Source organism: Stenotrophomonas sp. YJH_SMC_120 (assembly GCF_059368675.1).
Genome location: NZ_JCAFRY010000005.1, coordinates 59,104 through 85,892, shown reverse-complemented (window position 1 = coordinate 85,892; position 26,789 = coordinate 59,104). Strand labels below are relative to the sequence as shown.

Here is a 26,789-nt window from a genome sequence, read left to right as displayed (position 1 = left end):
AACACGATGCGGTACCGCGCAGCCTGCTGCGCATACAACCCAACAGCACCGAAAGGAATCAGCGCCGTGAACAAAGTCTACCGTCTGGTCTTCAACCGTACGCTCGGCGTCATGCAGGTCGCCTCCGAGCTGGTCAACGCTGCGCACGGCGGGATAGACCACCGCGGCGGCAATACCGTCGGCACCCTGCGGCCGATCAGTTTCGCGCTCTGGCTGGTGCTGGGCTGGGTGGGATTGGTGCAGCCGCTGTCCGCGCAGCAGGCGCCGGCTGATCGCGGCCGTATTGCCGCCGACCCCGGCGCACCGGCAAACCAGCGCCCGACGGTGATCACCTCGGCCAACGGCACGCCGCAGGTGAACATCACCACGCCCAGCGCCGGCGGTGTGTCGCGCAACACCTACCAGCAGTTCGACGTCGGCCAGCAGGGTGTCATCCTCAACAACTCGCGCGGCGACGTGCAGACCCAGCTGGGTGGCTGGGTGCAGGGCAATCCGTGGCTGGCCACCGGTACCGCGCGTGTCATCCTCAACGAGGTCAACAGCAGCAACCCCAGCCACCTCAATGGCTACGTGGAGGTCGCGGGTGCGCGGGCGCAGGTGGTCATCGCCAACCCGGCCGGCATCCAGGTCAATGGCGCAGGCTTCCTCAACGCCAGCCGGGTGACCCTCACCACCGGCACGCCGATCGTCACCAATGGCGTGCTGGACGGGTATCGCGTGGAAGGCGGCAGCATCGGAGTCGGTGGTGCAGGCCTGGATACCAGTCGCGCCGACTACACCGACATCATCACCCGTTCGTTGCAGGTCAACGCCGGCATCTGGGCCAACCAGCTGCAGGCCAGCCTGGGAAGCAACGTGGTCAGTGCCGATCACAGCAGTGTCCAGGCGCAGAAGCCAGCTTCGGCGGCGCCCGTCTTCGCGCTGGACGTGGGCGCACTGGGCGGCATGTACGCCAATCGGATCTGGCTGGTCGGCAACGAACACGGCGTGGGCGTGCGCAACGCCGGCAAGATCGGCGCGCAGGCCGGTGAACTGGTAGTCACCGCCGATGGCCGGCTGGAGAATGTCGGCGCGATGCATGCGCAGCAGGACACCCGCATCGACGCCAGCGGCGGGATTGCCAATGCCGGCACGCTCAGTGCCGAGCGTGAGCTGCGCGTGCAGACCCCGGTAGACGTCGACAATAGTGGTGGCACGCTCAATGCGCGCCGCATCGAAGTGAACGCCGATGCGCTGCGCAATCGTGGCGGCAGCATTGAACAGCTCGGAACGCAGGCGCTGCAGCTGCAGGCGGCCGATGTCAGCAATCTGCAGGGCCGCATCGGCAACGTGGCCAGCGTCTCGCCGGGTACCGGCACCGGTACCCCGCCTGGCACCGGTACGCCCGGTACGGGCAATCCGGGCACCGGCACGCCCGGCACGGGTACCCCAGGCAGCGGCTCTCCGGGCACCGGCACCCCGCCGGTCACGCCGCTCCCGCCCCTGGCAACCGGCATGCTCAACATCGCCGGAACCCTGAGCAACGACGGTGGCCGCATTGAAGCCAGCGGTGACCTGCAGCTCAGCGCCCGCAACAGCCTCGACAACAGCGACGGTACGCTGGGCGCCAGTACCCTGCAGGTACAGGGACAGGCGCTGCGCAACATGCGCGGCACCCTGCAGGTCCAGGGTGCGGCCAGCGCGCAGGTGCAGCAGCTGGACAACAGCGCCGGCCGCATGACCTTCGCCCGTGGCTTCGAGTTGAAGGCGCAGTCGGCGATCAATCGTGGCGGCAGCCTTGCCCACGGTGGCAGCGCGGCGACGACCTGGACGATCGGTCAGCTCGACAACGGCGAGGGCAGCATCTCCAGCAATGCCACGCGCCTGGGTCTGGACATCGGCACCCTGGTCAACACGAAGGGCAACATCAACCACGCCGGCAGCGAAGGGCTACTGCTGCGAGCGGAGGTACTGGAGGGTGTACAGGGCAGCATCGCTACCGCAGGCGCGGCAGACCTGCTGCTGGGCCGTGCCGACCACCGCGGCGCGCAGCTGGTCGCCCGCCAGCTCGAGCTGACGGCACAGGACTTCGACAACCGTGGCGGCCGCGTGCTGTCCACCGGCCAGCAGGCCAGTACGCTCAGCGTGCGCAATCATCTGGACAACAGCGACGGTGGCCTGCTGGCCAGCAATGCCGACCTGCAGATCGACGCAGCATCCTTTGGTAATGCCGCAGGTACCGTGCAGCAGGCGGGTACCGGCAACCTGCGCATCACCACCAACCTGCAGGGCCAGGGCGGCACCGTCCTCAGCAACGGTATCCTGCAGCTGCACGGCGATACCCTCAACCTGCGCAATGGCACCACCGCTGCACAGCGCATCGATGTACGTGCCGGCGACCTGACCACCGCGGGCGGCACGCTGACCTCGACGGGTAGTGATGCATTGCGCCTGCAGGTCGCGCGCACCCTGGACAACAGCGGCGGCACCGTGGGTGCCAATGGTGCGCTGGACATCAACGGCGGCACCGTCATCAACGATGGCGGCAAGCTGATCGCCGCAGGCACCGGCACCAGCCGCATCCATGCCAGCCAGCGGCTGCAGAACCAGCGCGGCCTGCTGTCCGGCAATGGCGACCTGGACATCACGGCCGATGGCCTGCTGAACGAGGGCGGCAGCATCGACCACGCCGGCACCGGCACGCTGAAGATCGACGCGACCTCGGTGAAGGGGACCGGTGGCAGCATTGCCAGCAACGGTCAGCTGCAGTTGAGTGGGCAGCAGCTGGACCTGCAGAAGGGCAGCACCCGCGCCCGTGACGTGAAGATCGACGCTGCCGGGCTGGACACCAGTGGCGGCAGCCTGCTGTCACTGGGCGAAAATGCGATGCAGCTGCAGGTGCAGGGCCTGCTGCGCAACGACGGCGGCAGCATCAGTGCCAACGGCGCCCAGCAGATCCACGCGGGCGCGCTGTCCAACCGCGGCGGCGCGCTCAACTCGGCCGGTACCGCGGCGTCGCAGATCCGGGTCGACGGCACCCTCGACAACAGCGGCGGCAGCATTGCCAGCAATGCGGGCAACCTGAAGTTGCAGAGCGGCGCCCTGATGAACGCAGGTGGCACGCTCAGCCATGCAGGTACCGCCGGTCTGGTCATCGACACCGGGCGCCTGGACGGCGCGAAGGGACAGATCGCCACCGCCGGCGCACTGCAGCTCAACGCGGCCGAAGTCGATCACCAGGGCGCGTCGCTGACCGCCACGCAACTGGACATCACGGCAGCCGGGTGGAACAACCGGGGCGGACGCATCGTCGCCACTGGCACCGGCAGCAATACGCTGCGCGTGCAGGGCACCCTGGACAACGGCAATGGTGGCACCCTCGCCAGCAACGGCAATCTGGATATCCACGCGCGCACCTTCGGCAATGCCGGGGGAACCGTGCAGCAGGCCGGTTCCGGCAGCCTGGCCATCACCACGCAGGACCTGACCGGTGCCGGTGGCACCCTGCTCAGCAATGGTTCGCTGGACCTGCAGGGCGACAGCCTCGATCTGCGCGACGGCACCACGACGGCGCAACGCATCAGCATCGATGGTGACAGCGTGATCACGGCAGGTGGTCAGTTGAGCGCGCTGGGCGCCCAGCCCCTTCAGCTGCAGGCCCGCAGCCTGCTCGACAATACCGGCGGAACGCTGGGCAGCAATGGCGCCATCGACGTACGCGCAGGGCGCTTCGTCAACGACCATGGCAAGCTGATTGCGGCCGGTGAAGCGGCCTCTGCGATCCGGGCTGCACAGCTGGAGAACCGCAGCGGATCGATCTCTGCCAACGGCAACCTGCACATCGAGGCGGAAACACTGTCGGGCCAGGGCGGCAGTATCGGTACTGCCCGCGCGCTGGATCTGCAGGGCGGGTCGCTGGACCTCCGCGGCGGTACCGTGGCGGCCGAGCAGCTCGACATCGTGGCCGACAGCCTGGACAACAGTGCGGGTGCGCTGCGCGCTACGGGCAGTGGAACGCTGGCGATGCAGATCAGCGGTCGCTTGGCCAACGACGCCGGCACCATTGCCAGCAACGGTGCCCAGCACATCGAAGCCAGTGAGCTCTCCAACCGTGGCGGCACGCTCAGTTCGGCCGGCAGCGCGTCCACTGAGCTCCGCATCGACGGCCTGTTCGACAACAGCAACGGCATGCTGGCCAGCAATGGCGCGGCGCTGAAGATCGACGCCGGCAGCATGGCCAGCGTCAAGGGCACGCTCAGCCATGCCGGCAGCCAGGGCCTGCTGCTGCGCACCAGGCAACTGGATGGCCAGGGCGGCACCATCGCCAGCGCGGGCGCCATCACCCTGCAGGCGGGCAGCGTGGACCATCGCGGCGCTACCCTGCAGGCCGAGCGCATCGCGCTGGACGCACAGTCATTCGACAACCGCGCCGGCAAGGTCATGGCGACTGGCGCGGAGGGCAGCCGGATCGACGTGGTCGGCAGCCTGGACAACGGTGAGGGAGGCCTGCTGGCCAGCAATGGCGACCTGGGCATCCAGGCGGCGGTGTTCGGCAATGCCGGCGGTACCGTGCAGCACGCTGGCGAAGGCGTGCTTTCGATCAATACTGGAACGCTCAACGGTACGGGCGGCACGCTGGTCAGCAATGGCAGCCTGCTGCTCAAGGGCACCACCACCGACCTGCGGGCGGGTGTCACCTCGGCCAAGCGGATCGAGATGGATACCGGCACCCTGATCACCGCCGGCGGCACGCTCACCGCGACCGGCGGCGACATGCTGCGGCTGAGCGCGCGCGAACGCATCGACAACAGCGGCGGCACCGTATCCAGCAACGGTGGGCTGGACCTGCGCAGCGCCGAGCTGGTCAATGCTGGCGGTACGCTGCAGTCCGCCGGTACAGCGGCCAGCCAGCTGAACATCGGCCAGAACCTCAACAACCGTGGCGGTCGCATCCTGGCCAACGGCGAGCTCGGCATCACCGCCGGCAGCATCGACAACCAGGGCGGCACGCTGCACAGCGCTGCACGCCTGGTGGCAAAGGCCGATGGCCTGCTCGACAACAGCAACAAGGGTGTCATCGCCAGCGGTGCGGGCATGCGCGTGTCAGCGGCTTCGCTGGACAACCGCACCGGCAGCATCGAGCAGGCGGGCGACAGCCTGTTGCAGATCGATGCCGACACGCTGCAGGGTCATGCCGGCCGCATCGTCAGCAATGGCGAGCTGCAACTGAAGGGCGAGACCATCGATCTCAGTGCGGGCACCACGGCCGCGCAGCAGGTCAGCGTCGAGGCCGGCCAGCTGGACAACACGGCGGGCACGCTGACCGCTACCGGCAACCAGGCGATGTCGCTGCAGGTACGCGGCGCGCTGGGCAATGACGGCGGCACCATCGCTGCCAACGGTGCGCAGCAGATCAGCGCCGGTTCGCTGTCGAATGCGGGCGGTACCTTAAGTTCGGCAGGTACGTCCGACAGCCGGATCACCGTCACCGGCCGTTTCAACAACGGCGGCGGCACCCTCGCCAGCAATGCCGGCAACCTGCGTGTCGATGCCGGGCAACTGGTCAATGCCGCGGGCAGCATCGTCCATGCAGGGAAGGGCGTATTGACCGTACAGGCCACCCAGCTGGACGGCGCCGGCGGCAGCATCGCCACGGCAGGCGGATTGCAGCTGGATGCAGTGACCGTGGACCATCGCGGCGCCACCCTCACTGCCGATCACTTCGCCCTCAACGTCGACCGCTTCGACAACCAGAACGGCAAGCTGCTGGCGACGGGCGCGCAGGCCAGTACCGTGCAGGCCACCACGTCACTGGACAACGGTGGCAACGGCCTGATCGCCAGCAATGGCGACCTGACACTGACCAGTGCAGTGTTCGGCAATGCCGGCGGCACCGTGCAGCAAGCTGGCACCGGCATGCTGGCCATCAACACACACACCTTGAATGGCCAGGGCGGCAAGCTGCTCAGCAATGGCGCCCTGCAGTTGACCGGCGAAACCACCGACCTGCGTGACGGCACGCTGTCGGCTACCCGCATCGCCGTGGATACAGGCACGCTGCTCAACGCGGGCGGTTCGATCATCGCCTCTGGCAGCGATGCATTGAAGGTGTCCGCGCGCGACAGGCTGGACAACAGCGGTGGCACGCTTGCCGGCAATGGCACGCTGGATCTGCGCAGCGCGCAGCTGCTCAACAACCGGGGCACGATCCAGGCTGCCGGCGGCGGTATCACCACCCTGGCGATCACCCACGCGCTGGAGAATCGCGGTGGCCGCATCGTGACCACAGGAGACGCCACCCTCACCGCAGGCGCGTTCGACAATCGCGGCGGCATCGTGCACAGCGATGGCAGCAGCGCATTGACTGTGCGCGTCGACGGCATGCTCGACAACAGCGACAAGGGCACCCTGTCTGCCGGTGGCGCACTGCTGGCCGAGGCACAGTCCATCAACAACGATGGTGGTACCGTGGCTGCTGGTCAGGACATGCAGCTGACCAGCGCCGATGCGCTGCGCAACCAGGGCGGCCTGGTCCAGGCCGGCAAGCACCTGCAGGTCTCGGCCAGCGGCCTGAACAACAACAGTGGCCGGATCATCGCCAACGACCTGCAGCTGGATACCCGCGGCCAGGCGCTGGACAACCGCAGCGGCATCATTGCCAGCCTTTCCGGAAACGCAGAGCTGCGCAGCGGTGCCCTGGACAACACCGGCGGCCTGCTGCAGTCGGCGGCAGCCCTCAGCATCAACACCGCCGGACAGCGGCTGACCAATGCCGGTTCCAACGGCAACGGCATCGTCAGCAATGGCACGCTGCAGATCCGCAGCGGCGATCTGGACAACCGTGGTGGCGCGGTGTCCGCCAAGGCCGGCGCCGACGTGCAGGCCACCAACATCGACAACAGTGGCGGCGGCTCGCTGGTGAGCGCGGCCGACCTGCTGCTGCGCGCGCAGCAGCTGGCCAACACCGGTGGCAGCGTGACCGCCGGTGGCAATGCCGACATCAGCTTGCAGGGCGCGCTGCTCAACAGTGGCGGCCTGGTGGCCGCGACCGGCCGCCTCGACCTGCAGGCCGGCCGTGTCGACAACCGCAATACGCTCAGCCCGGGCAATGGTCCTGCACTGGGGTTGCAGGGCAAGACCCTGCAGGTGACCACGAGCAACCTGGACAACCAGAACGGCCAGGTGATTGCCGACAACCTCGTGCTGCAGGTGAACCAGCGCCTGGACAACAGCGGTGGCCTGGTGTCGGCGGCGCTGGGCTCCGATGTCCGCGCCGATACCCTGGTCAACAGCGGCGGCACCCTGGTGGCCGGCAGGCAGCAGACCCTCCGCACCCGCGAGATCATCGGTGATGGCCGGTTGATGTCGCAGGGTGACATGACTCTGGAGCTGGGCCAAAGCCACACCAACCGTGGCGAGATGGTGGCCAACGGCACGCTGAGCCTGTCCATCCAGGGCAACCTGGACAACACCGGCAAACTGGCCGGCGCCAACGTCAACATCAATGCGGGCAACATCACCAACGCCTCCACCGGCGAGATCAGCAGCATCGGCCTGACCCGCCTTGCAGCGGGCGGCGCGCTGGTCAACTACGGCCTGCTGGACGGCAACGTCACCCATATCACCGCTGCGACCGTCGACAACATCGGCAGCGGCCGCATCTACGGTGACCGCGTCGCCATCCAGGCGAGCTCGCTCAACAACGTGGCAGCCAACATCGGTGGTGTGGACCGTGCAGGTACCATCGCTGCGCGCCAGCGCCTGGACCTCGGCGTCGGCACGCTGACCAACAGCGGCAAGAGCCTGATCTTCAGCGATGGCGACGCCGCCATCGGCGGTGCCCTGAACGGTCTGGGCGCGGTAGGCAGCGCGCAGAAGGTCGACAACATCGGCTCCACCATCGAGGTCAGCGGCAACCTGGACCTGTCCGCGCTAGCGGTGAACAACATCCGCGAGAACGTGGTCGTGGAGAAGGTCACCACCGTGCATGCACCGGTGCGGCTGGAACAACCCGGCTGGTTCAAGAACGCCAACAACAACAACCGGGATTTCCGCGCTACCTCGAATTACCAGCCGTATGAGATCTACTACCTCAACCCGGCGGACATCCTCGAAGACACCCCCTATGTCACTCCGGATGGCCAGCAGATCCGCAAGGCGGTGATCCGGCTGTCCAGCAACACCAGCGCCTATGCGTTCGCCCGCGGTGGCGTGCATGGCGCACGCGCGTCACGTGAGCGCCTGAGCGTGCAGGACGGCACGGTCACGATCTACTACGTCAGCCGCGCCGACAACCGCAACAATCCCGATCAGCTCGGCGCAGGCGCGGAAGATCCCTTCCGCGATCTGTCCACCCGTGGTCCGGGGTCGCCGCCGATCGAGTACGTGACCGATACCCTCCGGTACAACAACGCCTATGGCACCTGCACCACGACCTGCGTGCAGATCATCACCTATCCGGACTATGACAATCCGGACGCGACGCTGATCAACATGCAGCGTCACCCGCAGGAGACCAGCGGCAACGAGAAGACCCGCATTGCCACCCGCACCACCGTGGAAGACGTGGTGGTTTCGGCAGGCAACAACGCCGTGATCAACGCGGGCGGCAACATGCGGATCAGCACCGATCGGCTGGAGAACCGTTTCGCCAACATCGCCGCGGGTCGCGACCTGGCCATCGTCGGCCTGAACCGCGATCAGTCCGAGGTGATCAATGCTGCCGAGCAGCTGACCCGTACCAGCACTTTCGACAACCAGTCCATCACCTACGGTGGCTCCTCCAGCCGCTGGAAGGCGGCACCGATCACCGAGAAGACCGGCGCGCTGGGTTCGTCGATAACCGCCGGTGGCAAGCTCACCATCGATGTCGGCAACCTGCGCAACGACAACAACGGGGGCAGCAACCCCAACGCCGGTGGTGGCAAGGGCACCGCGCAGCTGGATACCAACGGCCGCGGTGCAGGTGCGGTCGGCCCCGGCGCGGGCAGCGTGCAGGGGCCCGGCCAGAGCACAGGACAGGGTGCCGGCAGCGTGGACGCACAGGGGCCGGGCACCGCTGGCGCGGCGCAGGGCGCCAACGGTGGCCATCAGCAGGCGGTCGCCCAGACCGACGGCGTGCGCGCGGACGCGGCGGGTGCCCAGGGCCCCGGCCAGGCCGGCAACGCCGGGGCGGGTGCTGGCACGGCGCAGGGCATCAGTGCCGCCCAGGCCGGGCAGGCCAATGCCAACGGCCCGGCGGCAGTGCGCGCCGGAGAGCATGCCGGCAGCGGTGGCAATGCCGCAGTGGATGGCAAGCAGGCCACGACGACAACCGGTGCTGATCCGCGCGTGGTGGTCACCACCAGCCCGAATGCCAGTGCACCCACCGCCAGCCTGTTCAATGTAGATGCCAACCGTGGCAACCACATCGTGGAAACCGACCCGCGCTTTGCCAGCTATCGCGATTGGCTCAGCTCGGATTACCTGCTGCAGCGCGCAGGCTTCGAGCCCTCGCAGACGCAGAAACGCCTGGGCGACGGCTTCTACGAGCAGAAGCTGGTGCGCGAGCAGATCGGCGAACTCACCGGCCGCCGCTTCCTTACCGGTCATGCCAGCGACGAGGAGCAGTACCGCGCACTGCTGGAGGCCGGTGCCACGGTCGCCAGCGAATGGGGCCTGCGCCCCGGCGTGGCGCTGACCGCCGAGCAGATGGCACGCCTGACCAGCGACATCGTCTGGCTGGTGGAAAAGGACGTCACCCTGGCCGATGGCTCGGTGGTGCGCGCGCTGGTGCCGCAGGTCTACCTGCGGGTGATGCCGGGCGACCTCGGCAACGACGGCGCCCTGCTGGCCGGTGCGGAGGTGGACGTCAAGCTGCGCGGCGACCTGGTCAACAGCGGCACGGTTGCCGGCCGGCAGCTGGTCAGCATCGATGCCGGCAACATCCGCAACCTGTCCGGCGGCCAGATCAGCGGTGCGCAGGTGGGCCTGTCGGCGCGCCAGGACATCGACATCATCGGCAGTACCGTCAAGGCCACCGATGCCATTGCATTGAAGGCCGGTGGCAACATCACCGTGGCCTCGACCACCTCGGAATGGAAGGACCAGGGCGACCGCCTGTCGCAGCAGAAGACCACGCTGGATCGCGTGGCCGGCCTGTATGTCACCAACCCCGGTGGCGATGGCGTGCTGTCGGTGGTGGCCGGCGGTGATATCGGCCTCAAGGCAGCGGAGATCCGCAATGCTGGTACCCACGGCATCACCCAGCTGGTTGCCGGTGGCAACCTGGAACTGGTTGCGCAGACGCTGGGCCAGAGCAGTGCGCTGAACCACGACAGCCGCAACCACACCAGCAACAGCCAGACCACGCATGCGGTGACGTCGATTGAGGGCGCTGGCGATGTGGTGCTGGCGGCGGGCAAGGACATCAACCTGGCCGCAACCCGCATCAAGACCGATGGCGGCATGGCCCTGCAGGCCGGTGGTGACATCAACAGCCAGGTGCTGATAGACAGCCGCAGCAGTGATTTCAGTGCCGGTGGCAAGCGCAGTTCGCTGCAGATCAGCCAGAGTGACGAGACCGCGCGTGGCAGCCAGTTGCAGGCTGGCGACAATGTAGTGCTGAGAGCGAACCGCGATATCAACCTGACTGCCACCCAGGTTGCCAGCTCGGATGGCACGCTGAGTGTGGCGGCCGGTCGCGACGTCAACCTGCTTTCGGCCAACGAAACGCATGACTTCAGCCTGGACAGCTACGACAAGAAAAAGAAGACCCTGTCGAGCACCACCACCACCCGCCACGCCGAGAGCAGCGACAGCTACGCCATTGGCACCGGCCTGATGGGCGAGAGCGTGAGCGTCACCGCCGGCCGCGATCTGACCGCCGTAGGCGCGGTGGTTGATGCCACCGGCACAGTGGTCCTCGGTGCGGGCAACAATGTGCTGATCACTTCTGCGGAAGACCATCACAGCAGTGAGTCCAGCGAGAGCAGGAAGAAGTCCGGCTTCACCGGTGGCTTCTCCAATGGAACTGCTTCGATCGGCTACGGCAGCTCGAAGAACAGCAGCAGTTCTGCCGAGAAGTCGACCACTCAGGTCGGCTCCGCCATCGCCTCGCGCGAAGGCAGCGTGCTGATCAACGCCGGCAACCAGCTGACGATCGCCGCGTCCGACGTGGCCGCAGGCAAGGACCTGACCCTGGTCGGCAAGGACATCAACCTGCTCGCCCGCCAGGATACGGTGGATACGCAGGCCAGCCAGTCGAGCAAGTCCAGCGGGTTCTCGGTGGGCGTCACCTACGACCCGGCCAAGGCGTACCGCACTGCACGCGACAACGCCACCGAAGGCATGGCCGACAGTGGCACGATGATGGGCCGGATCACGCGTACCGCTGAAGGCGTAGCGGCCGGCGTGTCGGCGGCCGTGCTGCCGGCGATCACGGCCGGCAGCCAGCGCTCGAACAGCAACCAGAGCCACTCCACCAGTGACGCCCGGGTCAGCAACCTCAATGCTGGCGGCAATCTCTCGCTGATCGCCAATGGCGGCTCGATCACCAGCCAGGGTGCGCAGATGACGGCCGAGGGCAATGCTGTCCTGCTGGCCACCAAGGACATCGTGTTCGATGTCGCGCACAACACCGAGCGCAGTGACAGCGACAGCCGGGGCAAGGGTTGGGGTATCGCCACCAACTCCGCCGGTCTGCCGTTTGGCACCAACAATTCGCGCAGCGAGGGCGCCGGCCAGAGCGATACCATCACCGGCACACAGCTGTCGGTGGGTGGTGGTGTACGCATGGCCACCACCGAGGGCGATATCAGCCTGACCGCCGCCAGCATCGCGGCGGAAAAGGACGTCAGCATCCGCGCTGCGGGCGACCTGACGATCCGTAGTGGGCAGGACACGGTCAGCAATGCCAACCGCTCGGACAGCAAGGCGATCGGCACTGTGCAGATCTCCGATACCGAGAAGTTCTCCGGCTGGCATCGCGAGAATCATCGCGATGACAACGCGCAGGTCTCACAGGTGGCCAGCACCGTCGGCAGCCTCGGCGGCAACGTCAACCTCACCGCAGGTGGCAAGTACACGCAGAGCGCCAGCAATGTGGTGGCAGCGAAGGACGTGGACATCACCGCTGCCGAGATCGAGCTGCTGACCGCTGACGAAAGTGGTCACTACTCGCAGAGCGACAAGGACCTGAAGATCGGTGCCTTCGCGCGGGTGAAGTCGCCATTGATCGATTTGCTCAACAATGTCGACGCCGCCCGCAAGTCCGACGACCGCCTGCAGAAGATGCAGGGCCTTGCCGCTGGTGCCAATGCCTATCAGGCCGCCAGTGCCATCTCCAGCATGGCCGGCAAAGGCGGAGGCGGGGCATTGCTCAGTGCCGAGGCCGGCGTCGGGTTCAAGACCTCCAGCAGCAATGCCGACGGCAACAGCCAAGTCTCGCGCGGCTCCACCATCCAGGGGGGTGGCAACGTCAACCTGACCAGCACCCAGGGCGACATCCACGTGGTGCAGGGCAATCTGAGCGCGGGCAACACGCTCAGCCTGGATTCGGCTGGTGACATCCTGCTGGAAGCAGGCAAGGCGCATGTAGCCGACCGCAGCAAGAGCAGCAACGCCGGCGCCGAGGTCGGCGTGGGCGTTGCAGTGGGCGCGCAGACCGGCGTGTACGTTTACGCCGAAGCCAGCGTCGGCAGCAGCAAGTCCAACGCCGAGAGCAGCACCTGGCAGAACACCACGCTGACCGGCAAGAACATCTCGATGAAGGCCGAGGGCGATACCACTCTCCGTGGCGCGACCGGCACCGCCGACCGCATCGACGTGAAGACCGGTGGCACGCTGACCATCGAATCGCTGCAGGACATCGCCGAGAGCATGTCCAAGAACAGCCAAGTGGGCGGTCGCGTGCAGGTGTCGTTCGGTACCGCATGGAATGCTGACGGGTATGCCAGTGCGGGCAAGGCCAACGGCAGCTATCAGGGTGTTGGCCAGCAGAGCGGCCTGTTTGCCGGCAATGGCGGGTACCACGTCGATGCAGGTCACGTGAACCTGTTGGGCGGCGCGATTGCCAGCACCAATGCGGGCAACAGTGAACTGACTGCGGGCTCGTTGACGTTCACCGACCTGCAGAACCACATGGACTACAAGGCCACGTCGGGCAGCATCAGTGGTGGCTTCGGCAGCAGCGGCAAGGGCCCGACGGACAAGGGTGTGGGAGCGGTTGAGCAGCTGCAGGGTATCGGCAGCAACATCAAATCCGGAACGTTCGGCAGCGTGGATGGTGTCGCGTTCGGCGGTGGACTGCCGATGCATGAAAGTGGCAGCGACAGCTCAAGCACGCGTGCAACACTGACCGAGGGCAATATCACCATTGGCGGCAGGAAGACCACGGCGGCCGAACTTGGTGTCAATACCGATGCTGCAGCGGCACACCGTGCGCTGGAGGCGATGCCGGATGCCAACAAGATGCTGGCCGACCAGCAGGCGCTGGCGAACGCAGCAAGCACGGTTCTTGCCACCAGTAAGCAGATCGCATCGGACATTGGCAGCTACGGGATCAACAAGATCACCGATGCCTACCTGGAGGGTAAGAGCGCCGCAGAGAAGGAGACCTTTGCCAACCTCAGTCCCAAGGACCAGTACACCGCCCTTGCAGGCTTTGACAGCTCTTACCCTGATGCGCTGGTCACGCAGCAGAAGTGGGCACCCGACGGTACCTATGGCCGTGCGCTCAACGCGGTCTCCAACGCGCTGGTCGGCGGCGTGGCAGGGCAGGCAGGTGGTCAGGTCATCTCGAACACACTCGCGCCCTACGCCGCTGAGCTGATTGGAAAGACATTCGATCCCAACAAGCAGAGCGCCGTCCCCAGTGAGGCGATGCAGATGCTCTCGCATGCGCTTCTGGGCGCGCTGCTTGCGGAGGCGAATGGGGGTTCCGCGGGTGCCGGAGCCGCTGCTGCCGGAGGGGGTGAACTGGCAGCCAAATTCCTGGGTGACTACTACGCGCGGCAGAATGGCGGGCAGCTGACTCCGGAGCAGGAACAGCAGATCAAGGCATTGGGCCAGGCGGTCGGCGCGATGGCAGGGGGGATTGGTGGAGACGGAGCCATGGGTGCGGCGTTGGGAGCCACCATCGCCAGGAACTCCGTCGAGAACAACTACCTGAATCATGCCGAGCGCATGCAATTCCTCGACGCCATGCTGAGCTGCATGAAGAGCGGGGAGCGTTGCGGCGAACAGAAGGAGCTGGCAGCACTGTCGGACGCGCGCAATGCGGCACTGATTGCTGCATGTACCGCGGCTCCCGATTCGCCTGCCTGCCGCGCAGAGCAGACGAAGCTGGGTGACGCCTATTGGTCACTTACCCAGAATGACTCCACCTATCTGCGATGGATCAAGGACAATGGCCTTGATCTGGCCCAGGCGGCACTGACGAAGGGCAATGGTGGCCAGGTCGCCTCCGATCTGCTGACGCATACGTCCTCGCTGGATGCACGTTACAAGATCACCTGTGCAGCGGCAGGGCGCTGCGATCCATTCACCGCCGGCATGCTCGCGTTGAATGGGAAGACACAGGAGGCGGCAGCCAACGCGGCACTGAATCTGCTGTTCGACAAGGTGGGCTCGGGAGCTGGCGTGGTGACCAACGCGGGTGGAATGGTCATGGACATGGCGAAGATGAATGCCATCTACATGTCCATTGAAAGCACCAAGCAGGCCTTGAACGACTTCCAGCGCATCGGCGAAATTGGCGGCTGGGGTGTCGTGAAGGAAAAGGGTGCCGGCGCCTGGTCGTCCATTTCAGGCTACTTCGGGAACGGCTGGGATGCGGCGACCTACGAGCTGGGCCTGAACCAGAAATGGAACCTGGCCGATGTGGCCGCAAACGGCTTCACCAAGGGTGACATGGGGCTGGACGTCGCATTGGCCGTGGTCAGCTTGGGTGATGTCACCGCGATGCGTGCGGCCGCGAAGGCCAGGAAGCTGGCGGCGTTGGAGAGGGAGGTCGCAACGAATGGCGTGGAAGGTGCGAAGCCAGCAGTCGGCGTCAAAGATGGAACGCCTCATTCAGATGCACCATCAGGCGATGTCATCGGCAAACTTGAGCCGGGCAACCCAAGTAGTTCAAGTCTCCCGCGTTTCGGGGATAGGCTGCTTATTGACCAGGGACAGCTTCCCACCTGTGGGCCGACTTCTTGTGCAATGGTGCTGGATACCGCCGGTAAAAAGGTGGACCTGGGCGCCATTATCATACAGTCCAATGTAAGAGCTGAAGGGACCACTATGCCTGCCTTGGCCCAAGTCCTAAGAAACAACGGACTTTCTTCAACCAGAAGGGCGTCGGTCACTATTGAAGAGCTCGCGAAAGCAACAGCGAAGGGTGATCCTGCAATCGTTAGAATGAGCTTGGATCGAGGAGGTCATGCTGTTGTCGTGGACGGTGTTACGATGAGGAACGGGCAATATGTAGTTGCCATACGTGACCCTGCAATGGGCAGGCAGTATTTCACGCCCATTGATGAGTTTAAAAGAAAATTCTCTGGCGAAGCAATTATTACTAGTAAATAGGTGATATTTAATGTCTGATGGTTTCAAAAAATTCTCTTGTATTGATTTTCCGGCTCTGTATGGAAGCGTTGTATCGTTGAGGGCTTTTCTGGTTGTTCGTGGTAGGGAATGCTTTCTGGTAGATAGTCGTGATCATCAATTTTCTGATCTTAGGGTGGAGGTGAGTTCACCTGGTCTCGAAAGATTGCTTGATGAGGCCGTGGGAGGATGGGTTGGTGGTGTTGCCTCATACTTTGATGAGATCCTCATTTCGGGAGTAGTTCGCGAAGGGACGACCCGGAGAGACCTTGCGTCCATTGCGGAAATTTCAAGGCTTACGCTTTTTAGGGATGAATTGGTATTTGAAGTGATAGTTTAATGTCAGCTGTTTGCGGGTACTAATTGGTACTTTAGGGTCTGATTGAAATTATGGATTTTTTATTATTTTGGTTGTTATTGGGGGCGGGGCTGTGGCTGGTGTCGGGCAGGCTTTTCTGCGTGCAATTGTTCCTCTGGACTCGTGCAGGTCATTAGGCGAATTTTGACTGTCGAATATCCGGTTTCAGGGCCAAGGGGTGTCTGGACGATCGGCGCGCTGCGCCGAACCACGGCTGCGGTCCATGGTTACAATCTGCCCATGATCAGCCCCCGCCTTCTGGCTTCCACACTGCTGGCACTGGCCCTGGCGGCCTGCACCGCCACCGCGCCCGTGCAGCACAACCCGCTCGCCACCTGGGTGCCATCACCCAACCAGAACGCGCGCACGCCGGTCATCATCGTCATCCACCACACCGAGCAGAAGTCGGTGCAGCAGAGCCTGCATACGCTGCGCACGGCCAACAGCGGTGGACCGGTCAGTGCACATTACCTGGTCGGCGCCGATGGCCATCGCTACCAGCTGGTCGCCGATGAGCGCCGCGCCTGGCACGCGGGCGCGGGGCGCTGGGGCACCATCACCGATCTCAACTCGGCCTCGATCGGCATCGAGCTCGACAACGATGGCCGCAGCCCGTTCAGTGCGGCGCAGATCGAATCGCTGATCGTGCTGCTGCGCGATCTCACCACGCGTCTGAACATTCCGCCGCGACAGGTGATCGGCCATGCCGACCTGGCGCCGACGCGCAAGCAGGATCCGAGCCGCTTCTTCCCTTGGCAACAGCTGGCCGAGGCTGGCTTCGGGGTATGGCCGCGCGCCGCCGACGGCGCGGCACCGGAAGGCTTCGACGCGTGGAATGCGCTGGCCCGCTTCGGCTATCCACTGGACAACCGCGAAGCCACCGTCGCCGCCTTCCACCGCCGTTTCCGTGGCCGCGACGACCTGCCGAAGACGCTGGATGCCGAAGACGCGCGCATCCTGTACTCGCTGCTGCTGCAGACGCCGTGACCCCGCGCATGAACGCTTGACCCCGCGCCGGGTTGCCGCCCAGCGGCCGGCCCGCCACCATGGCGGCATGATCGATTCCGCCACCTTCTTCAAGCGCAGGCACTGCATCCTGCTGGCAGCGGCCGTGCTCGCCGGTTGCGCCACCACCGCCCCCCGCACCGGATCTGAAGTGCCGACGCCGGTCACGCCGCCCGCGGCCACCTATGCCAAGGCTGCATGGAGCGCATTGCCCCCGGTCTCCGATACCGATCTGCAGGCCGGCTTCGTTGCCTGGCGCAGCAGCTGCACCCGCCTGAAGAACGATGCGGTCTGGGCCAAACCCTGCGCCACCGCCGTAGCGGTGTCAGACAAGGACCCGGCCGCGATCCGCCAGTTCCTGCAGCGCGACCTTGATGTCTATGCGCTGCGTGCCGGTGGCCACCAGGCCGACGGACTGATTACCGGCTACTACGAGCCGATCTATGCCGGCAGCCTGACCCGCACCGACAAGGCGACGGTGCCGGTCTACGGCACTCCCGATGATCTGGTGGTGGTGCAGCTGGAGAGCCTCTACCCGGAACTGAAGGGCAAGCGCCTGCGCGGTCGCGTCGAAGGCAAGGTGCTCAAGCCCTATGACGACGCCGGCACCATCGCGTCCAAGGGCGCCAACGCCCCGGTGCTGGCCTGGCTGACCGACCCGATGGACCTGCAGCTGCTGCAGATCCAGGGATCCGGCCGCGTGCGCCTGGCCGATGGCAAGCAGGTGCGTCTGGCCTATGCGGAACAGAATGGCCACCCCTACCGCGCCATCGGGCGCTGGCTGGTGGACCAGGGCCAGCTGAAGAAGGAAGACGTCACCATGGACGCGATCCGCGCCTGGGCACGGGCCAATCCCGCGCGCGTGCCGGAACTGCTGCGCAGCAACCCCAGCTACGTGTTCTTCGTGCGCAACCCGGACAGCCCGGAAGGCCCGCGTGGTTCGCTGAACGTGCCGCTTACCGCCGGCTACAGCGTGGCGGTGGACCGCAGCGTGGTGCCGCTGGGCAGCCTGCTGTGGCTCTCCACCACGCGCCCGGACGGCACCCCGGTGGTGCGCCCGGTGGCCGCGCAGGACACCGGCGGCGCCATCGCCGGTGAGGTGCGCGCCGACCTGTACTGGGGCAGCGGGGATGCCGCCGGCAAGCTGGCCGGCGACATGAAGCAGAAGGGCAATATCTGGATGCTGTGGCCGAAGGGCGCGCCCCTGCCGAACTGAACCAGCAGGGGGTCGGATCCCTTTCCAAAGGGAAGGGCTCTCACCCCGGATGCCTGATAATGGCGCCATTCCGAACTTTCCGGCCGCGCCTGCGGCCAGGACCCCTGCAATGACCTACGCAAAGCACAACGCAAAACCCGGCGCGAAGTCCGCCGCAAAGAAGTACTACAAGCACTGGGCCGAATCGGGCCTGGGCAAGGGCAACGTGCTGATGGAAGCCCGTGGCGAGAAGATCGTGCGCCAGGTGGAAATCTACGGCACCAGGATGGTCTGGGCCGACGAGCACGCCCACAGCGATGACCGCTTCCTGCTGGCCGACCAGCCAGTGTCGTTCCTGGATTTCGACGAAGATGACGAGATCAGTGCGCGCGAGTTCGAAAGCGCCTGGAAGAAGGCGCGGGAAGCCACCGGCTACCCGGTGTAATCCCAGCCCCCGGCACCCGCCCTTGTAGCGCCGAGCCTTGCTCGACGCTGCAAAAGCGGGCATGTGAAATGTTATATGATTACATTTCACCGCAGCCGCCCCTTCCCATGAAGACTCCCACCCTTGTGGCCGCCCTGGCGGCCGCGCCGCTCGCCCCTGAAGCTTTCGCACAGTCCGCCGATGCCGCGCTCACCCTCGGCAAGGTGCAGGTGCACCAGCACGGCGAAGGCCAGCTCAGTGCGCACCAGGTGCTGACCTCGGTGGACGTCCTGGGTGCAGACCAGATCGAAAACCGCAACGTCTCGCACAGCTGGGAACTGCTCGGGCAGATGCCCGGCATCCAGCTCACCGAAACCCGGCAGGGCGCCGAATCGGGCAAGGTCAGCTTCCGCGCCTTCAACGGCGAGGGCTACCTCAACGCCATCAAGACCCTCATCGACGGCATCCCCAGCAACGTCAACAGCGGCAACCAGCGCTTCATCGACATGCTGTTCCCGCTGGACATCAGCTACATCGAAGTGGTGCGCGGGACCAACGACCCGCGCTATGGGCTGCACAACATCGGTGGCAACGTGAACTTCGGTACGCGCCAAGGCGGCAGCTACACCGATGCGCGCCTCGCCTACGGCAGCTACAACACCCGTGATGCACAGCTGGCGGTTGGCCGCGAAGCCAATGGCTTCGCGCAGAACTATTTCGTCGGCACCCAGGCCAGCGATGGTTATCGCGACCACGACACCTCCAGGAAGTACTCGCTGGGCGGCAAGTGGTTCTTCGGCACGCTGGACGAAGGGCTGCGCGTGGGCCTGACCGCGCGCGCCTATCACCATGAGGCCGACGAACCCGGCTTCATGACCGCCGAGGAACTGCGCACGCACCGCCGTGGCAGCGAGCTGCGCAACGGCAACGACGGTGATGACCGCGACATGCGCCAGCTTGCCGCGCACCTGGATATGAAGCTGTCCGACGCACTCACCTTCGGCACGCGGCTCTACTACAACCGCTATGAAGACGACCGCCGCGTGACCTTCAGCGACCTGCCCACCGGCAACCTGCCGCGTCAGCGCCGCGTGTGGGATGAGCGCCAGACTGGCCTGCTCAGCACGCTGACCTGGCAGGCCAGCCCAGCGCTTACCCTCGAAGGCGGCTTGAACTACGAGCAGCAGGACAACGGCTATATCCGCGAGCGCTACGCCTACGCCGAACCGACGGATTACAGCCAGCCGCCGGTGCGCGTGCAGAACGACGACCGCCACAGCTTCGACAACTGGGGCGCCTACGTGCAGGCCATCTACCGGCCCGCCGAGGCGTGGAAGATCGTGCCGGCCTATCGTATCGATCGCTTCAGTGGCAGCACGCACCTGATGAACGGCGTCCGCGGACGCCTGCAGGACTACGGCACCATCGGTCAGCCCAAGCTGAGCGTCATCCACAGCCTGGGCCAGACCACCCACGTCTACGCGAACTGGGGCCGCACCTTCCAGGTACTGACCGGGTCCACCGCGCCGGCCTACCTCACCCCCGGGCAGGCACCGATGCAGCCGTCCACCAACACCGGCATGGAGCTGGGCCTGAAATTCCAGCCGTTTGCCGGCAGCCAGGCACGCCTGGCGGTGTGGCAGCAGGACGCGGAAAACGAGGTATCCAACATGCCGGCCACCGGCACCACGGTCACCCTGGGCAAGACCCGCCGACGCGGCGTGGATGCGCAGCTGAGCCTGCAACTGGGCGACGACTGGACGGTATGGGCCTCGCACGCCTACCAGGAAGCGAAGATCACCCGCGACGACCGCGATGCCGGCATTTCCCTGCAGGGCCGCGAAGTGGCTGCCACCCCGCGCCATATCAGCAATCTGGGTGTGGATTACCGCGCCGCTGATGCGCTGCGGCTGGGCCTGCAGGCGCGTGCACAGGGCGATTACTACCTGGAAGAACGCAACGTGGCCGGCAAGTTCGGTGGCTTCGCCGTGCTCGACCTCAGTGCGGCCTATCAGCTCACCCCGCGTTTCAGCGTGGACCTGCAGCTGAAGAACGTCACCGGCCGCCAGTACGCCTACGCCTGGTACGACAGCTTCTTCTGGGACAGCGCCCGCCCGATGTTCTCGCCGGCCCCGGGCCGCAGCGTGTTCGTCGGCCTGAACATGAAGCTGTAACCGGCCACGCATCTGGTAGTGGTCGAGCTTGCTCGACCTGCGGCAGGGGTCAGAGCCCTTTCCTGACGGAATGGGATCCGACCCCGGACCCCCGTTTTGCACTACATTGGTGCAATGTCCGACCCCGCACCCCCGCCGTCCCTCGATGCCCTGGGCACGCCGCTGGCCTGGGCCGGGGCCGATGGCTGCATTGCCGGCTGCAATCCGGCCTTCGCCCGCTGGCTGGGCGTCAGCGTCCGGCGCCTGCTGGGTCGGCCATTGGTCGCCTTGGAAGTGCAGGGCGAGGCGTTGGCCCATTTCCTGGCCCGCGACGAGCGCGACAGCCTGCGCCTGAACCGGCTGGCGCTGGCGGTGCCCGGCGAGGCGCCGCGCTTCGCCGAGGGCTGGATGAGCCGGCGCGACGATGGCGGCTGGCTGCTGGAGGCGCATCCGGTCGATGAGTTCCCAGGACTCGATCCCACCCAGGCGCTGCCCAGCGCGCTCAGCGCGGCGCTGAAGGGGCTGGCCCACGAGCTGCGCAACCCGCTGGCCGGGCTGAAGGGCGCGGCCCAGCTGCTGGCCCGCCGCGCGGCGCAGCGCGACGCCAGCGAACGTGAGCTGATCGAACTGATCGGCTCGGAGATCGAGCGCCTCAACGGCCTGCTCGACCAGCTGCTGTCGCCGGCCCCGGCGGCGCCCCACGCCGAACTGAACATCCATGCCGCGCTGGAGCGCGTGCTGCGCCTGGCCGAGAGCGAAGCCGGCTGGGCGGTGCGCCTGCAGCGCGACTACGACCCCAGCATTCCCGAATTCCATGGTGACGCCGACCGCCTCACCCAGGCGGTCTGGAACCTGGTGCGCAACGCGATCCAGGCCGGCGCCGGCAACATCACCCTGCGTACCCGCGTGGAGCATGGCGTGCGCATTGCCGAACAGCTGCACACGCTGGCGTTGCGCCTGGAAATCGCCGACGACGGCCGTGGCGTTCCCGAGGAACTGGCTGAACACCTGTTCCTGCCCTTGGTCAGTGGCCGTGCCGAAGGCACTGGCCTGGGTCTGGCGCTGGCCCAGCAGGTGGCGCGCGAGCATCGCGGCACGCTGACCTACCGCTCGCGCCCGGGCCATACCGTGTTCACCCTGCTGCTGCCGATCGTCAGCGGCGCCGCCCCGGCCGAGGAGGCCCCGCGCGATGTCTGAGTCCTCTTCGTCCCCGCAGTGCATCTGGGTGGTCGATGACGATCGGGCCGTGCGCTTCGTGCTGTGCACCGCGCTACGCGAGGCGGGCTACCAGGTCGTCGATTTCGACAGCGCCGCACCCGCCCTGCAGGCGTTGAGCGAAGGCCCGCCACCGGCGCTGCTGTTCACCGATGTGCGCATGCCCGGCGACGATGGCCTGGTGTTGCTGGACAAGCTCAAGGCCGCGCTGCCGCAGCTGCCGGTGGTGGTGATGTCGGCCTATACCGATGTAGCCAGCACGGCCGGCGCGTTCCGCGGTGGCGCGCATGAATTCCTGTCCAAGCCGTTCGATCTGGACGATGCGGTGGCACTGGCGCAACGGGTGCTGCCGGCCGTCGCACCGGCATTGGCGGCGGCCACACCTGCGGCCGAAGCGCATAGCGACCAACCGCCGCAACTGGTGGGCGATACCCCGCCGATGCGCGCGCTGTTCCGCGCCATCGGTCGCCTGGCGCAGGCACCGCTGGCGGTGCTGATCACCGGCGAGACCGGCACCGGCAAGGAGCTGGTGGCCAATGCGCTGCATCGCGAATCACCGCGCGCGCAGGGGCCCTTCGTCGCGCTCAATACCGCTGCAATCCCGTCCGAGCTGCTGGAAAGCGAGTTGTTCGGCCACGAAGCCGGCGCCTTCACCGGCGCACAGCGCCGCCATATCGGCCGCTTCGAGCAGGCCGATGGCGGCACGCTGTTCCTGGATGAGATCGGCGACATGCCGCTGCCGTTGCAGACCCGGCTGCTGCGCGTGCTGGCGCAGGGCGAGTTCTTCCGCGTCGGTGGCCGTGAACTGATCCGCGTCGACGTGCGCGTGGTCGCCGCCACCCACCAGGACCTGGAAGGGCTGGTTGCACAAGGAAAGTTCCGCGCCGACCTGCTGCACCGCCTCGACGTGGTGCGCCTGCAGCTGCCACCGCTGCGCGAGCGCCGCGAGGACATCGCACAGCTGGCCAGTACGTTCCTGGCCGCCGCCGCGCGCAAGCTGGATACGCCGCCGAAGCGGCTGACCGCGGCCGCACTGCAGGCGCTGCGCGAACACGACTGGCCGGGCAACGTGCGCGAACTGGAAAACGTGTGCTGGCGGATGGCGGCGTTGGCGGCCGCCGACACCATCGGCGTGGCCGACGTCGATACCGCGCTCAACCGTACGCGCGGTCGTCGCAGCAGCACCACCAGCGCCGATCCAGGGCAGTGGGAAGCGCTGCTGGCCGAATGGGCACGCCGTCAGCTGGCCGAAGGCGTGGAAGGGCTGCACGCGCAGGTGCGCGAGCGGGTCGACCATGCCCTGCTGGAGGCCGCGCTGCAGATCACCCACGGCCGCCGTGCCGAAGCCGCGGCCCGCCTGGGCCTTGGCCGCAATACCCTTACCCGCAAGCTGGGCGCCGGACGCCGCCGCGGGGGCCATTGAACGGCCCCTGCACGCGATCCTCGCGCCCGCTTGCCGAACTGTTGATCGTTCATGGACGATGCAACGCTTAGTGTCATCTGCAAGGAGTCTTTGATGCGTCTGTCCTTTGCCATCCTGCCGTTGTCCGCCGCCGTGCTGCTGTCTGCCTGCGGCAGCGCGCCGAAAAAGACCGAACCTGCTCCGCCGCCGCCGACCGTGGTCAGCGCAGCGAAGCAGGGCGAGGCCAATCTTGCGCCGGCCTCGGCCAGCATTGTCAGTGGCCGCATCGCACTGATGGTGGAGCCCGGCGGTATCCACATCACCGGCCTGATCGGTGGCCTGCAGCCGATGCAGCAGGCCGGCTTCCACATCCACGAGCGCGGCGACTGCAGTGCGGTGGATGCCAGCAGTGCCGGCAATCACTTCAATCCCGGTGGCGCTGCGCATGGCCGCGCCGGCACCGGCAAGCACCATCTGGGCGACATGGACAATCTGCGTGCCGACGCCCAGGGCCGCGCCAACGTCGATATCCACCTCAAGGGCGTTACCCTTGGCGGAGGCGCCGCCACCGATATCGCCGGACGTGCACTGGTCGTGCATGCCAACGCCGACGACTATCGCAGCCAGCCCGCCGGCAATGCCGGCGTCCGCATCGCCTGTGGCGTGATCCGGGTTGTCCGCTGATCACTGCAGGCATCATCCAGGGAGAGATTCCATGCGCTTGATCCACACTTCGCTGTTCGCAGCTATTGCTGCGCTGGGCCTGGCGGCCTGCAACCAGCAGCCGGCCGCGCCGCAGGCTGAAACCCCTCCGGCCGCGCCGGCCGACGGTGCCACCACCGAACCGGCTGCAACGCCGGCCCCGGCGGCTGCACCGGCTGCCGATGCTACGGCCAGCGCCGAGCTGGCACCGACCCAGGGCAACGAGACCAAGGGCAGCGTCACCTTCAAGGTGGTCGATGGCAAGGTCCACGTGACCGGCCAGATCAGCGGCCTGAAGCCGGGCAGCGAGCACGGCTTCCACATCCACGAGAAGGGCGACTGCAGCGCCCCGGATGGCATGAGCGCCGGTGGCCACTTCAACCCGGGCAAGCAGGATCACGGCAATGTCGCCACCGATCCGCACCACGGCGGCGACATGCCCAACATCAAGGCCGACGACAAGGGCGTGGCCACCATCGACGGCCCGGTGTCGAGCAACGTCAACATCGGCAAGGGTGATGACTTCGACATCATCGGCCGTGGCCTGATCGTCCACGCCGATGCGGATGACTACAAGACCCAGCCGACCGGCAATGCCGGCGCGCGCCTGGCGTGTGCGGTGATCCAGAAGGCGCCGTAAGCGCGCTCCTGCTGGAAATGGAAAACGCCGGCGCAAGCCGGCGTTTTTCTTGTATCCCTTCCTGTAGAGCCGAGCCGATGCTCGGCTGCCTTTGCTGCGGTCAGGGGGATCGCAGCAATGTGTCGCGTCGCTGCCGCAGTTCAGCGCATTCGGCAGGGCCGCTTTCACACAGTATCGAGATATCGGTCTGCATGTGGGCCTTGCCCGTCTTGGCATCGATCACTTCGCGCTTGAAGGTGCGCACCACGGCCGGTGCCGTGCGGTGGGGCGGCACCATCACCAGCCAGTGGGTCATGGTCACCGGCTTCAACCGTCCCTCGGTCATCTCGATTTCCCGCATGATCGCGCCAAGACTGGTGTTGTAGAGCGTCATCCCCGGCTGACTCGACTGATCCGGCGCAAGATCTACACCCTTCATCTTCGGCAGCGCTTCGACGAAGCCGGCGACGGTGCCGAATTCCAGCAGGGCATCATTTGCAATCACCACATCATCTGGCTCCGGCTCTGATGCCTCCGTGGCCGCTGGCTGGCGCCGCGGTTCGAAGTTGAATGACTGGGTGAAGCTGATCCAGGGGTGCTTCACGGGCGCGTCCGGCGGGCAGGTCAGCCGCCAGTTCCGTGCGGCGTTGAGCAGCGTGTCATCAATGCGTGCATCCCCGCTGCTCCGGCCGATCTTCACCTCCGTTTTTGCCGGATCGCCGGCCACCGGGCGCAACCAGACTTCCGCCGAGCCGCGCAAACCGCTGGACCGCACTGCGCTGGAGAACCTGGGTTCGTTGTCCGCCCAGCTCAGGCGGTCCAGCCGGCAAGCCGGTTCCGGAACAGGCACGACCGGTTGCGGGAGCCGTTCAGCACGCGCGCATCGTGGGCGCGGCCCTGCGCATCGACGTTGACCTGCACCTTGACCGTGTTGCTGAAGCTGATATGGCTGTCATAGACCTCGGGCTCCGCCACGGCAGCAGCGAAGGCCGGCGCAACTGTGCAGGTGGGTGTCGCGGCAACCGGTGCCGCTGCCTGGGCCATGATCGGAAGGCCACAGACGGCTGTGGCAAGCAGGGTCAGCCCTGCGCATTGAAGTGTATACAGCATGCAGTTCGTCCTTGATCGCGCATGAGTATCCATGCACAAGCCCGCAATGGTGGCACATCGCGCCGCCGAACCGGTTGGCGGCGCGTGGTGCGGCTTGATCAGCGCGCCAGCAGTTCGCGCGCGTCCTGGCCGGCCTCGCAGTGCACGAACAGTACCGGCACGCCATGTGCTTCCAGCACCGCGGCCATCTGTCGCTGGCGCATCAGGAACTGCTCGTAGATGCCCTTCAGGCGGTCGCAATCGTTCTTGCCGTAATCGTAGTGCGCGCACCAGCCGGCCGGATCGAACAGCGCCATGCGTGCTTCGCCATGCGTGTAACGCAGCAGCGGCTCGGGCGCGGCGTTGAGCCATTCGTCTTCACCGGGGGCCATGATCGCGGTCTCGATCAGCGGCCACAGCGCAGCCAGGCCCTGGTTGTCGTACTGCATCGACATCATCGCGGCCAGATCATTCACGGTGAAATAGCGCGCGTGCTCGATGCGGGCACCGAAGGTGTTCTGCGCCATCAACGCAGTGTCGGCATGGGCCATGCCGTTGGCCAGCAGCGTGTCTTCCAGCGCCCCGGCCACCGCATTGGTCGTCGCCACGTCGCTGCCAGTCAGCAGGAACGGCACCACGCGCAGGCCGCCGCCCACCAGGCTGGCGTCGGCCTGGAACGGTAGCGGCACGTCGCCCTGGGCGTCGGTACCAAAGGCCAGCAGGCGCGGGCCCTGGTTGCGGCCCGGCGCACGCATCTGCAGTTCTTCCAGGCGGCGATGGATCGGCCAGCCCGGGCGCAGCACCTCGGCCGGGTCGAAATGGGCGGCGGCGAACACCAGGTCCAGCTCGGCCACCTGCGGCACCAGCTTGGACAGGTCGCGGCCGACGCGATCGGCCAGTTCACCGGCCTGTTCGGCGCTGAGTACCGCCTGGCGGGGGATTTCACCGCCGGCCAGTTCCAGGGCCAGCACGCCAAGGGCATTCATCGCGGGGTCGGGTTTGCTCATGGTTCCACGGTTGGCCCATCACAGGGCGGCAGCTACACTTGGCTCCATTATGCCTGCTCCGCCGTGCAGGC

The 26,789-nt window shown here is 66.3% G+C and carries 13 protein-coding genes; 10 read left to right on the top strand and 3 right to left on the bottom strand.

Annotated features, from left to right (window positions below):
• The first annotated feature begins 66 nt into the window (after positions 1-66).
• From AC5P60_RS09050 to AC5P60_RS09005, 10 genes are all read left to right on the top strand, one after another.
• Positions 67-15,531: a hemagglutinin repeat-containing protein gene (locus tag AC5P60_RS09050; RefSeq protein WP_483693582.1), complete on the top strand. Its 15,465-nt coding sequence runs from the start codon at positions 67-69 to the stop codon at positions 15,529-15,531.
• A 10-nt stretch (positions 15,532-15,541) separates the two neighbouring features.
• Positions 15,542-15,889, top strand: a complete 348-nt coding sequence (locus AC5P60_RS09045) for a hypothetical protein (protein WP_141097922.1) — start codon at positions 15,542-15,544, stop codon at positions 15,887-15,889.
• Positions 15,890-16,147: 258 nt separating this feature from the next.
• Positions 16,148-16,894 (top strand): N-acetylmuramoyl-L-alanine amidase, encoded by a 747-nt coding sequence (locus AC5P60_RS09040; RefSeq protein WP_049449259.1) that lies wholly within the window; start codon positions 16,148-16,150, stop codon positions 16,892-16,894.
• Between the two features lie 67 nt (positions 16,895-16,961).
• The gene (gene mltA, locus AC5P60_RS09035) at positions 16,962-18,128 is read left to right on the top strand and encodes a murein transglycosylase A (protein WP_483693583.1); all 1,167 of its coding nucleotides are present in this window, start codon (positions 16,962-16,964) and stop codon (positions 18,126-18,128) included.
• Between the two features lie 109 nt (positions 18,129-18,237).
• A complete protein-coding gene (locus AC5P60_RS09030) occupies positions 18,238-18,552 on the top strand; it encodes a hypothetical protein (protein ID WP_049423150.1) in 315 nt (104 codons plus the stop codon).
• 107 nt (positions 18,553-18,659) lie between these two features.
• Positions 18,660-20,705 carry a TonB-dependent receptor gene (locus tag AC5P60_RS09025; RefSeq protein ID WP_483693584.1) on the top strand — a complete coding sequence of 682 codons (2,046 nt, stop codon included), beginning with the start codon at positions 18,660-18,662 and terminating at the stop codon, positions 20,703-20,705.
• 114 nt (positions 20,706-20,819) lie between these two features.
• Positions 20,820-21,881: a two-component system sensor histidine kinase NtrB gene (locus tag AC5P60_RS09020; protein WP_099523406.1), complete on the top strand. Its 1,062-nt coding sequence runs from the start codon at positions 20,820-20,822 to the stop codon at positions 21,879-21,881.
• Positions 21,874-23,322 carry a nitrogen regulation protein NR(I) gene (gene ntrC / locus AC5P60_RS09015; protein ID WP_062606390.1) on the top strand — a complete coding sequence of 483 codons (1,449 nt, stop codon included), beginning with the start codon at positions 21,874-21,876 and terminating at the stop codon, positions 23,320-23,322. The genes AC5P60_RS09020 and ntrC overlap by 8 nt, the downstream gene beginning before the upstream one ends.
• Before the next feature lie 93 nt (positions 23,323-23,415).
• Positions 23,416-23,985, top strand: coding sequence for a superoxide dismutase family protein (locus AC5P60_RS09010; protein WP_231522457.1), 570 nt, complete (start codon positions 23,416-23,418; stop codon positions 23,983-23,985).
• A gap of 31 nt (positions 23,986-24,016) precedes the next feature.
• Entirely contained in the window at positions 24,017-24,643 is a 627-nt protein-coding gene (locus AC5P60_RS09005) for a superoxide dismutase family protein (protein WP_005411864.1), read from the top strand.
• Between the two features lie 100 nt (positions 24,644-24,743).
• Here the strand turns inward: AC5P60_RS09005 and AC5P60_RS09000 are convergent, their stop codons facing one another.
• The 3 genes from AC5P60_RS09000 to AC5P60_RS08990 all read right to left on the bottom strand — a co-directional run bounded on the left by AC5P60_RS09000 (position 24,744) and on the right by AC5P60_RS08990 (position 26,718).
• Entirely contained in the window at positions 24,744-25,472 is a 729-nt protein-coding gene (locus AC5P60_RS09000; protein WP_483693585.1) for an energy transducer TonB, read from the bottom strand.
• Positions 25,433-25,732 (bottom strand): hypothetical protein, encoded by a 300-nt coding sequence (locus AC5P60_RS08995; RefSeq protein ID WP_483693586.1) that lies wholly within the window; start codon positions 25,730-25,732, stop codon positions 25,433-25,435. The genes AC5P60_RS09000 and AC5P60_RS08995 overlap by 40 nt, the downstream gene beginning before the upstream one ends.
• A 98-nt stretch (positions 25,733-25,830) precedes the next feature.
• On the bottom strand, positions 25,831-26,718 hold the full coding sequence (locus AC5P60_RS08990) for a hypothetical protein (RefSeq protein ID WP_231522455.1): 888 nt from the start codon (positions 26,716-26,718) through the stop codon (positions 25,831-25,833).
• Between the last annotated feature and the right edge of the window lie 71 nt (positions 26,719-26,789).